General features: G+C 27.0%; 13 protein-coding genes. All 13 read left to right on the forward strand.

Annotated elements, in window-relative coordinates; genetic code table 11:
* The first annotated feature begins 4 nt into the window (after window positions 1–4).
* Window positions 5–964 carry a DHH family phosphoesterase gene (locus A6P36_RS07390; protein ID WP_066762764.1) on the forward strand — a complete coding sequence of 320 codons (960 nt, stop codon included), beginning with the start codon at window positions 5–7 and terminating at the stop codon, window positions 962–964.
* The gene (gene truB, locus A6P36_RS07395) at window positions 964–1,830 is read left to right on the forward strand and encodes a tRNA pseudouridine(55) synthase TruB (protein WP_441004738.1); all 867 of its coding nucleotides are present in this window, start codon (window positions 964–966) and stop codon (window positions 1,828–1,830) included. Before A6P36_RS07390 ends, truB begins: the two co-directional genes overlap by 1 nt.
* Window positions 1,831–1,835: 5 nt before the next feature.
* Complete coding sequence (locus tag A6P36_RS07400; protein ID WP_066762767.1) at window positions 1,836–2,759, forward strand: bifunctional riboflavin kinase/FAD synthetase; 924 nt, start codon at window positions 1,836–1,838, stop codon at window positions 2,757–2,759.
* 102 nt (window positions 2,760–2,861) lie between these two features.
* Window positions 2,862–3,125 carry a 30S ribosomal protein S15 gene (rpsO, locus tag A6P36_RS07405; protein WP_191335943.1) on the forward strand — a complete coding sequence of 88 codons (264 nt, stop codon included), beginning with the start codon at window positions 2,862–2,864 and terminating at the stop codon, window positions 3,123–3,125.
* 80 nt (window positions 3,126–3,205) lie between these two features.
* On the forward strand, window positions 3,206–5,332 hold the full coding sequence (locus A6P36_RS07410) for a polyribonucleotide nucleotidyltransferase (protein WP_066762771.1): 2,127 nt from the start codon (window positions 3,206–3,208) through the stop codon (window positions 5,330–5,332).
* Window positions 5,333–5,436: 104 nt separating this feature from the next.
* Window positions 5,437–5,724 (forward strand): YlmC/YmxH family sporulation protein, encoded by a 288-nt coding sequence (locus tag A6P36_RS07415; protein ID WP_066762773.1) that lies wholly within the window; start codon window positions 5,437–5,439, stop codon window positions 5,722–5,724.
* Window positions 5,725–5,748: 24 nt separating this feature from the next.
* Complete coding sequence (locus A6P36_RS07420; protein WP_066762776.1) at window positions 5,749–6,948, forward strand: aspartate kinase; 1,200 nt, start codon at window positions 5,749–5,751, stop codon at window positions 6,946–6,948.
* Window positions 6,949–7,053: 105 nt separating this feature from the next.
* Window positions 7,054–7,836 (forward strand): ClpP family protease, encoded by a 783-nt coding sequence (locus tag A6P36_RS07425; protein ID WP_082917662.1) that lies wholly within the window; start codon window positions 7,054–7,056, stop codon window positions 7,834–7,836.
* A 97-nt stretch (window positions 7,837–7,933) separates the two neighbouring features.
* Entirely contained in the window at window positions 7,934–10,204 is a 2,271-nt protein-coding gene (locus A6P36_RS07430) for an FtsK/SpoIIIE family DNA translocase (RefSeq protein WP_066762777.1), read from the forward strand.
* A 32-nt stretch (window positions 10,205–10,236) separates the two neighbouring features.
* Entirely contained in the window at window positions 10,237–11,553 is a 1,317-nt protein-coding gene (gene rimO / locus A6P36_RS07435) for a 30S ribosomal protein S12 methylthiotransferase RimO (protein WP_066762785.1), read from the forward strand.
* Window positions 11,553–12,125, forward strand: a complete 573-nt coding sequence (pgsA, locus tag A6P36_RS07440; RefSeq protein WP_066762779.1) for a CDP-diacylglycerol--glycerol-3-phosphate 3-phosphatidyltransferase — start codon at window positions 11,553–11,555, stop codon at window positions 12,123–12,125. The genes rimO and pgsA overlap by 1 nt, the downstream gene beginning before the upstream one ends.
* A gap of 2 nt (window positions 12,126–12,127) precedes the next feature.
* Entirely contained in the window at window positions 12,128–13,186 is a 1,059-nt protein-coding gene (gene recA / locus A6P36_RS07445; RefSeq protein WP_066762781.1) for a recombinase RecA, read from the forward strand.
* A gap of 188 nt (window positions 13,187–13,374) precedes the next feature.
* The coding region (gene rny / locus A6P36_RS07450; protein ID WP_066762786.1) for a ribonuclease Y at window positions 13,375–14,495 on the forward strand (1,121 nt) is incomplete at its 3' end.

Below are 14,495 nucleotides of genomic sequence, written 5' to 3' on the forward strand. Positions count from 1 at the left end.
TAAAATGATTTCATTTGAAAAAATTAAAGATTTAATTAATAATTCAAAAAATATAGGTTTAACTTATCATGTTTCTCCTGATGGAGATGCTATAGGAAGTCTTTTAGCATTAAAATGTGCTTTAGAAAAGTTAAATAAAAATGTAGAAGTTTTTTCAAAAGATAATCTTCAAAAAAATATTTCATTGAAATTTTTACCTAAAATAGGTGAAATAAATGGTACGAATTATGTTGTTAATAAAGAAATTGATCTTTTAATAATTGTTGACTGTGGAAATTTAGAAAGAGTTTCATGTGAATTTGATTTAAATAAAGTTGATACTTTATGTGTTGATCATCATATTAGTAATGATTTATATTGCAAATATAATTTTATTGATAGTTTTTCTAGTTCTACAGGGGAGATTGTTTATAATTTAATAAAATATCTAGGCTTAGAAATAGATAAAAATATAGCAACTTGTATATATACTTCAATAATGACTGATACAGGTGGTTTGCGTTTTGAATGTTCAACTCAAAAAACATTTAATGTAGTTGGAGAGCTTGTTTCTACTGGAATTGATTTTTGGAATATTTATGAAAAATTATTTTTATCTCAAACATATGAAAAAATTAAGCTTTTAGGATTGGTATTTGAAAAGCTTAAGATAGTTGATGAAAAAATTTGTGTTATAAAAGTTACAAATGATATGTTTGAAAAATCTGGTGCAACTGATGAACAAACTCATGATATAGCAAGTTTAGGTCTTACAATAGAAAATGTTGAAGCTAGTATTTTTATTAGAAATTTTAAAGATAAAATAAAAGTAAGTTTGAGAAGTAAGAATAACATAAACGTTTGTGAAATAGCACAAAAATTTGGCGGGGGTGGTCATATTAAGGCGGCTGCTTTCGTTACAGAATTAAAAATGGATGAAATAGAAGAAATATTATTAAAGGAATTTAGGAATGTTTTGTCATGATTAATGGAGTTATAAATGTATATAAACCTCAAAATATTTCTTCTAATCAAGTTGTTGTTAAAATTAAAAAATTTTTAGGTATTAAAAAAGTTGGCCATACAGGAACTTTAGATCCGTTAGCTTGTGGAGTGTTACCAATCTGTATTGGTAATGCTACAAAAATTAGTGATTATTTAATAAATAAAGATAAAAAATATGTGGTAAGGCTTAAATTTGGTATTTTAACAGATACATATGATTGCGAAGGGAAGATTTTAGAAAAGGATACTGAATTTAAAGTTGATCCACATGAAGTAAAAACTGTTTTAGAAAGTTTTATTGGTGAGTATGAACAAGTTCCACCTATTTATTCAGCCGTAAAAGTTGATGGAAAAAGAGCATATGAGTTAGCAAGACAGGGAATGAACTTTGAGCTTAAAGCAAGAAAAGTGAAGATATATTCCATAGAAAATATTGAAATTAAAGATGATGAATGTGGTTTTGTTGTAGAATGTTCAAAAGGAACTTATGTAAGAAGTTTATGTAGAGATATTGGAGATAAGCTTGGAACATATGCTACTATGATTTTTTTGGAGAGAATTCAAAGTGGATATTTTACAAAAGAGACATCATTAAATTTTGATAATTTAACACCTGAATGTATTGAGAAAAATTTGATTTCAATAGATAAGGTTATTTCGATGCCTAAAATTGAAATAAATGATTTTAATATTTTAAAACTTTTATTAAATGGAGTTTGTGTTAAAAATCCTAATTATATAAATGGAATTGATAATGGAGTTTATCTTTTGTATAATCGTGATGTGTTAAAGGGTATTTGTGAAAGAAAGTTAAATTTTTTAAAGATGATTAAATTTTTAGGGTAATAAATATGCAAATAATTAATTCTATATATGAAAAAATTAATGATAATATTGTGTTATGTATAGGAAATTTTGATGGTATTCACGTTGCACATCAAAAAATCATTTCAAGCGTTATTAATTATGCAAGAGAAAATTCTTTTAAAAGTATGGTTATAACTTTTAAACAACATCCATTTTCAATATTAAATTCAGGAAATATTCCCAAAAGATTAATGCCATTAGATGAAAAAATTAAGATAATTGAAAAAATGGGTGTAGATTATCTTGGATTATATGATTTTGCCGAAGTTAGGAATTTATCTGCTGAAAAGTTTCTTGGATATTTATGTCAAAACTACAATATGAAAAAAATTTTTTGTGGATTTAATTTTAGATTTGGAAATAAGAACAAAGGAAATATTCAATATTTACGGCAGATGAGCCAAAAATTTGGTTATGAAGTAGAAGTTTTTGAATCTATGAAAATTTCAAACAAAAAAGTTAGTAGTACAAAAGTAAGAACTTATATTAAATTTGGTGAAATAGAAAAAGCAAATAGGTTTTTAGGAAGATTTTTCAATATTAAAGGTGTTGTTGTTAAAGGTAAACAATTAGGAAGGCAGTTAGGTTTTCCGACAGCTAATATTGAATTTAATCCATTATTTTGTACTCCTCAAAATGGTGTATATGCAACTATAACAGAATTTAAAAATAGAAAATTTCCTTCAATGACTAACATTGGATATAATCCAACTTTTAAAAATAAGTATATATCCATTGAAACGAATATATTGGATTTTTCAGAAGACTTGTATGGTGAAACAATAAAAGTTAATTTTGTAAAAAAATTGCGTAATGAAGTTTTGTTTTCTGATGTTCACTCTCTTGTTGATCAACTTGTGAAAGATAGAAATGACACTTATCAAATAACAAAAAAATATTTGAAATAGTCAATATTTTTGTTATACTTATTATGTAAAACCTTAGACTAGGTTTTAGTTTTTGGACTATGACTTGGTTGGAGGGGATTTTAGGAGGATTTTAAATTTATGATTAGTAAAGAAAAAAAACAAGAAATAATTAAAGAGTATTCTAGACATGAAGGGGATACAGGATCTGTAGAAGTTCAAATAGCTTTGTTAACTAAAAGAATATCTGAATTAACAGAACATTTAAAAGTACATAAGAAAGATCATCATTCAAGAAGAGGTCTTTTGATAATGGTTGGTAAAAGAAGAGGTTTGTTGAATTATTTAATGAGACAAGATATTTCAAAATATAGGGAACTTATTAAAAGTTTAGGAATTAGAAGATAGTTTAGCATTTTGTTTTAAGAGCGGTTTTATATCCGCTCTTAAATTATATGAATTAAATTTGTGAATGGAGGATAATTTTAGTGCTAAATGTTTTAGAAACGACTTTTGAAGGGAGAAAATTAGCTCTTAAGTATGGTGATTTGGGTATGTTATCAAATACATCAATTCTCATGAGTTATGGTGATACATGCGTACTTGTAAATGTTAATGCATCTGAAAAACCAAGAGAAGGAATAGATTTTTTTCCATTAAGTGTTGAATATGAAGAAAGATTATATTCTGTTGGTAAAATTCCAGGTGGTTTTATTAAAAGAGAAGGAAAACCATCAACTCAAGCAATATTAAATGGTAGAGCTATTGATAGACCCTTAAGACCTTTGTTTCCTAAAGGATACAGAAATGATGTGCAAGTAGTTTGTACTGTAATGTCTGTTGAAAATGATAATTTACCTGATATTTTGGCAATTAATGCAGCTTCTTTAGCGTTATGTATTTCTAGTATACCGTATACAGAACCTGTTGGAGCAGTTATGGTCGGTTTAGTTGATGGCGAATTTGTAATAAATCCAACTTCTAAACAAAGAGAAGAAACTTTAATGAATTTGACTGTTTGTGCTACAAGAGAAAAGGTAATTATGATTGAAGCAGGTGGAGATGAAATACCTGAAGATGTAATGTTTAAGGCTATAAAGTTTGGTTTTGAAAAATGTCAAGAGGTTATTAAGTTTCAATTGGAAGCAGTTGAAAAATTTGGAAAAGAAAAACTTAAACCAGAGCTTTATGAAGTTTCAAAAGAGATAGTTGACGAAGTACATAAATTTGCTTATGAAAAAATTAAAGAAGTTATGTATACAACGGATAAAGTTGAGAGAGCTGAAATAATGGGAAATCTTAAAGACGTAATTAACGATCATTTTATGGAAATTTTCCCTGATAATATGATAGATGTTAATCATGTGGTTTACAATATTCAAAAAGAGATAGTTAGGAAAATGGTTATTAATGAAAAACGTAGACCAGATGGTAGAAAATTTGATGAAATAAGACCTATTTCATGTGATGTTTCTATATTACCTAGAACACATGGAACAGGATTATTTACAAGAGGGTTAACGCAAGTTTTAACTATTGCGACACTTGGGCCACTTGCTGATGTTCAAATAATTGATGGTATAGGTGAAGAAGAATATAAAAGATATATGCATCATTATAACTTTCCTTCTTATAGTGTTGGAGAAGTTAAACCTTTGAGAGGGCCTGGAAGAAGAGAAATAGGTCATGGTGCTCTTGCTGAGAAAGCACTTGAACCATTAATTCCATCAAAAGAAGATTTTCCATATACAATTCGTTTAGTTTCAGAAGTTCTTAGTTCTAATGGATCAACTTCACAAGCATCTGTTTGTGGTAGTACACTTGCATTACTTGATGCTGGAGTTCCAATAAAAAGACCAGCTGCAGGGATTGCTATTGGTTTATTTACAAATGATGATTTATCAAAAGAAGAAATTCTTACAGACATTCAAGGGGTAGAAGATTTTTTTGGTGATATGGATTTTAAAGTTGCAGGTACAGAAAAGGGAATAACTGCAATTCAAGTAGATACAAAAATAAAAGGATTGTCTTGGAATTGTATTGAAAAAAGTTTAGAATTAGCTAGAAAGGCTAGACTTGAAATTTTGAAAAAAATTCATAAATGTATTCCAGAACACAGAAAAGGTTTATCTGAGTATGCTCCTAAGACAAAGGTTATAAAAATTGATCCAGAAAAAATTAGAGATGTTATTGGTATTGGTGGAAAGGTAATTAACAAAATAATTTCTGATGCAGAATTGAAAAAACAAGCTATTCATATTGAGGATGATGGAAGAATTTTTATTTCTGATTATGATGTAGCGAAAATAGATTATGCGGTCAATCAAATAGAAATTATTACGAAAGAAATTAAAGTTGGTGAGATATATCTTGGAAAAGTAGTTAAGATAACAAACTTTGGAGCTTTTGTGGATATTTTTAATGGTAAAGAAGGTCTTGTTCATTTATCAAAACTTTCTAATAAAAAAATTGATAAAGTTGAAAGTGAAGTTTCTGTAGGAGATGAAATTTTAGTTAAAGTAATTGATATTGATTCACAAGGAAGAATTAATTTATCAAGAAAAGATGTTTTAAATACAAAAGAAATAAAAGAAGATAAAACAGAACAAGAATAATTTTAATTTATAACAAAAGCAAGAGATTGTATATCCTTGCTATTTTTTTATTTTTTGTGTAATAAAATTTGAAAAAAATAATATTTTATATTAGGAGGTATCAGATGAAAGAAAAAAATAAATTTTATAGTGATATTCAAAAATATGAAATTATCAATATAAATGATGGTGAAAAATATGGTTGTCTATTTAATCATGATTTAGTGATTGATGAATATGGAAATTTTAAATATTTGATTATTAATGATAGAAAAAATAATGGAATATTTTTTAGAAATACTAGAAATTCCTTTAAGGTAGCTTGGAATTTTATAAAAAAGATAGGAACTAAAACAATTATAATTGATATTGATGATATAAATGAAAAAATGATTGATTTATATATATATTAATTTTTTTTTGGAGTTTAAACAAATATGGAATGTATATTACAAAAATTTGGTGGAACATCTGTACAAACTAAAAATTCAAGATTAATTTGTATTAGTAAAATCAAAGAATCTATTTATAATGGAAATAAAACAGTAGTAGTTATATCAGCTATTGGAAGAAAAAATGATCCATATTCAACTGATGAATTATTATCACTAGTTTCAGAAAATTTTAAAAAAAATAATCCACTATATTTAGACAAGCTTATTAGTTGTGGTGAAATAATAAGTTCTATTGTATTCACATCTGAACTTCAATCTAATAATGTAAATGCACTCCCTTTAATAGGACAAGACATTGGGATATTAACTGATAATAATTTTGGAAATGCAAAAATTTTAAATATAGATACTTCAAACATAGAAAAATTATTATCTGAAAACATTATTCCTGTAATAGCGGGTTTTCAGGGGGTTACAAGTGATGGGAATATTACGACTCTTGGAAGAGGTGGTAGTGATATTTCAGCTGTAAAATTAGCAACAGCTTTAAAATGTGATAGAGTTGAATTTTTTAAAGATGTTGATGGTTTAATGACTGCTGACCCTAAACTTGTATCAAAAGCAAAGTCTATTGAAGAGATAAGTTATGAGGAATTATTTGAATTATCTAGTTATGGGAATAATATAATTCATCCTGAAGCAGTTAAGGTTGCTATGGATGAAAATATTCCAATAATTATTAAAAATACGTTTAATAGCTTTAAAGGGACAGTTATAAATAATAATATATCTAAAGATGAAGATTATTTTAAGGGTATGACTTATTTAAAAGATTGTATTCAAATTAAAATATTTAAAAATGAGAATTTAAACAATGAGAATTATTATAAAGTTTTTCAAAAAATATCTGATGAAAATATAAATATAGATTTTATAAATATTTTTGTTGACCATAAGGTTTTTACTATTTATAAAGATGATTTTGAAGATATTAAAACAATTTTGAATGATTATGAAATCAAGTATGAAATTATTAGAGCATGTTCAAAAATTGGTATTGTAAAAGCAAATCTTAAAAAAATTTCTATTACAATAGCTAGATTGATAGAATTACTTCACAGAGAAGGTATTGATGTTTTACAAACTAATCATTCAAATATGAGTATATGGATTTTGGTTAAAAATTCAGATTTAGAGGAAAGTTTAAATATAATTCATGAGAATTTTTTTGATAAGAAATAAATTAGCAAGTTTCAATATGGACTTGCTAATTTTTATTTTTTTGAATAAATAAAATATTTATTAACAAACTATTAATAAATATTTTGTCTTGGAAGGAGTTAATTTATGTTTTACGATATGCCTAGTATTTATAAAAATGCTTTTCAGTTTTTATCATCTACGGGACAATTAGGGGATGGAAAAAGTGAAAATAATCAGCCAACAGAAACGGCAAAAAATATAAAAGATTTTGGAATGATTGAAGTTGTTAATTCAAAAGATCCTGCTAATTATATTCAAACAATAAATATAATTGGACAAATTGAGGGACATGGTGTTTCATCACCTCAAACTAAAAGTACAAAATATGAACATGTTATACCTGAGCTTATTGCTATGGAGCAAAATCCAAATGTAAAAGGGGTTCTTATAACTTTAAATACTCTTGGAGGAGATGTTGAGGCTGGACTAGCTATTGCTGAAATGATAAATAGTTTGAGTATGCCGACGGTTTCTTTAGTATTAGGTGGAAGTCATTCAATTGGGGTTCCTCTTGCAACTGCGTCCGATTATGCTTTTATAACTCCATCGGCAACAATGATTTTACATCCAATCAGAATGAATGGTCTTATAATTGGAGTTCCACAAACTTTTGATTATTTTAAAAAGATGCAGGAAAGAATTACTGACTTTATTGTTAGAACAAGTAGTGTTAAAAAAGAGGTTTTAGAAGGATTGCTTCAAGAAACAGGAGATTTATTAAATGATATGGGAACTATATTAATAGGTCAAGAGGCTGTTGATTATGGTCTTATAGAAGAAGTTGGAGGTATTACAGACGCTCTTACTAAATTAAATTCAATGATAAAAGAAAAGGAAAAGGAGAAAGAAAAAGAGAATAAGGAATAAAGTAAATAAATTTCTATTGAAATAAAAATTTATTTATGACAAAATATTTTGTACGATAAGTAGAGTTTAAGTTGTTTTCAAAGAGGGTTTTAAAATTATGAAAAATATTAATGATAATAAACGTAGAGAAATTATAGGAATTGTATTAATTTTAATGTCTTTTTTGTTACTAATAGGTTTTTATTCAAATACTGATGCATTTTTGTTAGTTGTTATTAGAAATTTAGTTAAAGATGGAATAGGGGTTGGAGGATATGTTCTTCCATTTCTTATAGGTTTTTTAGGGGTATCGCTTATATCCCAGAAAAAAATTAGTAAATTAAATAAAAAATTTTACGGACTTGTGTGTTTTGTTGTAACTATTTATTTTATAATAAGTTTAATTACGTTAGATAAATATAATGAAAGAAATTATTTATTATCAATTCAATCAATTATAAATACAAATTCATTTTTTCATGGTGGAATTCTTGGTTTAACTATAATGAGATTAATGGAATCGGTAATAGGTTTTTTAGGGAGTTTAATTGCCTTAATTGCAATAAATATAATCAGTTTGATTTTAGTATTAGATAAATCTTTGTATGATATTGCAAGTGGTACTAAAAAAAAGGTAAATGATATTTCATCTAAAACAAAATCTAAAAAAGATATTAAATCCTCAAAAACAAATGAAATTATTTCAATAGATAAAAAAAAGAAAAGCAATGCTTCTATAGTTAAGTTTTTATCTAAATCTCTATCTATTGAAGAACCGAAAGAAATAAATAACAATGATGAAATTATAGATGATATTGTAGAAGATAAAAAAGATGAATTAGATGAATTTAAAAATGAAGAACAAAGCTCATTTGAGTTTGAAAATATAGATAAAAATTCTATTAAAATTGAAAGTGAAAAAAATGAAAATTATGAAACTTTAAATCAAGAGCAAGGAAGCTATGAAGATGTTGATATAAATATTGATTACTTAGAAGATACAGAAAATAATATTTCTCAAGAAGTTGATGACGAATTAAAAATAAAAAAGGATTTACTACAAAAGACTCTTGATAATTTTAAAGTTAAAGCAACAATCAAAAATGTTGAAAAAGGGCCAGCGGTAACGAGATATGAAGTTGAGCCAGATAAAGGGGTTAAGGTTAGTAAGATTTTAAATCTTTCAGATGATATAGCGTTAGCTCTTGCGACAAGTGGTATAAGAATAGAAGCTCCTATACCTGGAAAATCTTTAGTTGGTATTGAGGTTCCAAATGATGTTGTTTCAACTATTAAACTTAAAGAAATAATACAGTCAGATGAGTTTAATTCTTCAAAATTAAAAATAAGTATTGGACTTGGTAAAGATATTAGTGGTAAAAGTATAGTTGCAGATCTTGCGACTATGCCCCATTTGTTGATTGCAGGGGCTACTGGTTCTGGTAAGTCTGTTTGTATAAACACAATTTTAGTTAGTATTTTGTATAAATATTTACCTGATCAAGTAAAAATCATTCTTATTGACCCAAAAGTTGTAGAGCTTAATGTTTATAATGGAATCCCTCATTTATTAATACCAGTTGTTACAGATCCTAAAAAAGCATCTAACGCTCTTAATTGGGCGATTATGGAAATGACAAAAAGATATAATAAGTTTGCTGAAAAAGGTGTTAGAAACATTGATAGTTATAACGAGCTTTTTAATAAGAAGCAAATTGATGAAAAAATTCCGTACATAGTTATAGTTATTGATGAGTTGGCTGATTTAATGATGGTATGTCATAATGAAGTTGAGGATTCTATAGCAAGACTTGCACAAATGGCAAGAGCTGCAGGAATGCATTTAATAATTGCTACTCAAAGACCATCAGTTGATGTTATAACAGGAGTTATTAAAGCGAATATTCCTTCTAGAATTTCTTTTTCAGTTTCAAGTTCAATTGATTCAAGAACAATTTTAGATCAATCAGGAGCTGAAAAACTTCTTGGTCGTGGAGATATGTTGTTTTATCCTATGGGATATTTAAAACCTCAAAGGGTTCAAGGTGCTTTTATATCTGAGTTTGAAGTTGAGAAATTTGTTAATGAAATTAAAACCAAATACAGATCTAAAATTGAATATAGTGAAGAAATTATAGAACATATAAATAATAATGCTAGTGTGAAATCAGATGGAATGGATTTTGGTGGAGATGAGCTTATTGAAGAAGCGATAAAAATAATTTTTGAATACAACAATACAAGCACTTCGTTAATTCAACGAAAATTAAAAATAGGTTATAATAGAGCTGCAAGTATAGTTGAAGAATTAGAAAAAAGAGGAATTATAGGAACTAGAGGTTCATCGAACAAAAGAGAGATTTTAGTTGATAAAGATGATATATTCTAATGATTAAAATTAAAAGTGAGGAAATTAAGAAAGTGGATAAATTAAAATTAGGAGTTATTAGTTTAGGTTGTGATAAAAATACAATTGATACTGAAATGTTTTTAGGAAATTTAGTAGATAAATTTAATATCACAACAAATGAAGAAGAAGCAGATATTTTGATTGTAAATACATGTTCGTTTATTGAATCAGCAAAGCAAGAATCAATTGATACAATTCTTGAAATGGCCCAATACAAAAATAAAAATTTAAAGGTGCTTGTTGTTACTGGATGTTTATCTAAACGCTATGGAAAAGATTTATTTGAATCAATGCCAGAGATAGATATAATTTTAGGAGTTATGAATTATGATAAAATATATGAACACATAAAAAGCTTTTTGCAAAATAAACAGAGGATACTTGATAATGAAAACAAAGAAAATTCTATTTTTGAAGCAGAACGTATCATAACAACTCCTAAACATTATGCGTATCTAAAAATTTCAGAAGGATGTAATAATAATTGTACATTTTGTATTATTCCAAAAATTAGAGGAAGACATGTTAGTAGAAGTATTGAAAGCTTAGTGTATGAAGCAAATACCATCGTTAAACAAGGTATAAAAGAAATAATATTAATTGCGCAAGATATAACGAAATATGGAATTGATTTATATGGTAAAAAAAGTCTTGTAAAATTGATTAGAGAATTATCAAAAATAGATGAAATTAAATGGATAAGACTTCATTATGCTTATCCTGAGGATATAGATAATGTTTTAATTGAAGAATTGAAATCAAATCCTAAGTTGTGTAAATACATAGATATTCCTCTTCAACATGTTAGTGATAATGTTTTGAAAAGGATGGCAAGACATACTAGAAAAGATAAAATTTATAAACTTATTAATGAATTAAGAAAAGTTCCTGATATAGTTATAAGAACTTCTTTGATAGTTGGTTTTCCAGGTGAAACAAATGAAGATTTTGAAATGCTTGAAGATTTTATAAAACAAAAGAACATAGATAATATTGGAGTTTTTACATATTCTCAAGAGGAAGATACAGTAGCAGCTACTCTTGATGATCAAATAGATGAAAATGTTAAAATTGAGAGACGAAATAAAATTATGAGTATTCAAAAAGATGTTTCAAGGGAGTTGTTAGAAAGAAAAATAGGACAAGTATTTGAAGCTGTTATAGATTCAAAAAATAACGAGTATTACGTCGGACGACTTAATTTTCAAAGTCCTGGAATTGATGGTATAATTTACATAAAATCTAGCAATAATCTAAACATAGGTGAGTTTGTTAATGTTAAAATTACTTCTTGTTTGGATTATGACTTTATAGGAGAGGTTATTTAATGAATTTACCTAATAAATTAACTTTATTTAGGATTATTCTTATACCTGTATTTCTTGTATTTATAAATTTTAATACGGAAATAGGTGTGTTAGGAGCACTAATTACATTTACAATAGCTTCTATTACTGATCAATTAGATGGATACATTGCAAGGAAGTATAATTTAATAACGGATTTTGGAAAATTTATGGATCCTTTAGCAGATAAATTGTTGGTTTCGGCCGCGTTTATTTCGTTTATAGAATTAAATTTAGTAAATGCTATTCCTGTTATAATTATAATTTTTAGAGAGTTTATAATTACTGGGATAAGACTTGTGTTGTCCTCTAAAGGTGGAAAAGTTATAGCTGCAAATACATACGGAAAATTAAAAACAGTATTTCAGATTATTTCAATAATATTTATTCTTTTAAAATTATATCTAATGAATTTTAATATTCAAAGTTATTACATAGTAGATTTGATTCAATTGATTGGTGATATTACCTTTTATATGTGCGTTTTTCTTACAATTCTATCTGGTTGGGATTATATTAGTAAAAATATTAAAAGTTTAAAGGAGATATTATAATTATGTCTATAGATTTAGATAAAATGAAAGCTATAGAAATGGCTATGAGTCAAATAGAAAAACAATATGGAAAAGGCTCTATAATGAAACTTGGAGAACAAAGTGCTTTAAATATCGAAAGTGTATCAACAGGATGTTTGGATTTGGATATAGCACTAGGAATTGGTGGGCTTCCTAAAGGAAGAATAATAGAAATTTATGGTCCAGAATCTTCTGGAAAAACAACAGTTGCATTACATGTAATAGCAGAAGCGCAGAAAAAAGGAGGAGCTGCAGCGTTTATTGATGCAGAACATGCGCTCGATCCGAATTACGCAAAAAATTTAGGTGTAGATACTGAAAATTTAATAATTTCACAACCGGACAATGGAGAACAAGCTCTTGAAATTGCAGAAGCATTAGTGAGATCTGGGGCAATAGATGTTATTGTTATAGATTCAGTAGCTGCTCTTGTTCCTCGTGCTGAAATTGAAGGCGAAATGGGAGATTCTCATGTTGGTCTTCAAGCAAGATTAATGTCTCAAGCTTTAAGAAAACTTGCAGGTCATATAAATAAATCTAAATGTGTTGCTATATTTATAAATCAATTAAGAGAAAAAGTTGGAGTTATGTTTGGTAATCCTGAAACAACACCAGGAGGAAGAGCTTTAAAGTTTTATGCTTCTGTTAGATTAGATGTTAGAAGAGTTGATTCAATAAAGCAAGGAGACGAAATTGTTGGTAATAGAACTAGAGTTAAGATTATGAAAAATAAAGTAGCGCCTCCATTTAGATTATCGGAGTTTGATATTATATATAACAAAGGTATTTCACGTGAGGGAAGTTTGCTTGATCTTGCAGTTAAAGAAAATATAATTCAAAAAAGCGGATCATGGTTTTCTTATAATAATGAAAAAATGGGTCAAGGAAGAGAAAATGCTAAACAATATCTTGCAGATAATAGTGAAATATTAAATGAAATTGAAAAAATAATTTTAGAAAAGTATAATATTAAAAATGTAAACTCAGACAATAATACATCTGAAATGAGTTTTTCTATTAACGAAAATAGTAAAGAATAAATTTTTAAAATTTATTTATATATTTTACTTATAAATTGACATTAAGTAAAAATTAATATAAAATTAGTATGATACTGGTTGCTAATAGATATTAAATGTTTTCAGTAAGAATAAAATATGACACCAACACGCTTTTTATAAATTAATTTTTAAAGGCAAGGAGGTGTTGTAATATAGTAGCGAATGGTATAAATAGTTATTTTTTTAGTATAGTTTTTTCTATTATAAATATAATATTGATTGTTTTTTTATTAGGATTATTAATTCTTGTAAAGAAACGTTTAAAAAAGCGATACGATGAATCAGTGATTAAGATGGCTGAAGATGAAGAAAAACGAAAACTTTTGTTAGAAAACACAAAAAAAGAAGCGGAAGCTCTAAAGAAAGAGTTATTAATAGAAGCTAAAGAAGATGCTCACAAATTGAGGTTGGAAGTTGAAAAAGAATCAAGAGATAGAAGAAATGAAATTCAAAGATTGGAAAGACGACTTCTTCAAAGGGAAGAAGTTTTAGATAAAAAATCAGATATTTTAGAAAAAAAAGAGCGTGAGATTAATGAACGAATATCAGAAATTGATAAGTTGGAAGAAAATATACGTGAAGTTGATTGTAGGAAAAGACAAGAATTAGAATCTATTTCTAAAATGAATTCTGAAGAAGCTAAAACGTTTTTATTAAGTGAAATTAAAAAAGAGATAACTCATGAGTCGGCCGTTTTGATAAAAGAGTTTGAAAATAAGCTTAAAGAAGAAAGTGCAAACAAAGCAAAAGAAATTATAACAGGAGCAATACAAAGGTATGCTGCTGATCATGTTTCAGAATCTACAGTTCATGTGGTTACTCTTCCTAATGATGAAATGAAAGGAAGAATAATAGGAAGAGAAGGAAGGAATATACGTACTTTAGAAATGTTAACTGGGGTTGATTTAATTATAGATGATACTCCAGAAGCAGTAGTTTTATCAAGTTTTGATCCTATCAGAAGAGAAATTGCAAAAATAGCATTAGAAAGATTAATTTTAGATGGAAGAATACATCCTACAAAAATTGAAGAGATGGTTGATAGAGCAAAAAGAGATATTGACAATGAAATAAAGGAAACAGGAGAACAAGCTTTATTTGAGACTGGTATTAATGGTGTACATAGTGAAATTGTTAAATTGTTAGGTAGATTAAAATATAGAACTAGTTATGGTCAAAATGTTTTGAATCATTCAATTGAAGTTGCAAAAATTTCAGGAATACTAGCTGCTGAGTTAGGCGAAGATGTCATATTGGCGAAACGTGCAGGATTATTACACGATATTGG

The sequence above is a fragment of the Candidatus Arthromitus sp. SFB-turkey genome (assembly GCF_001655775.1).
GTDB lineage: Bacteria > Bacillota > Clostridia > Clostridiales > Clostridiaceae > Dwaynesavagella > Dwaynesavagella gallinarum.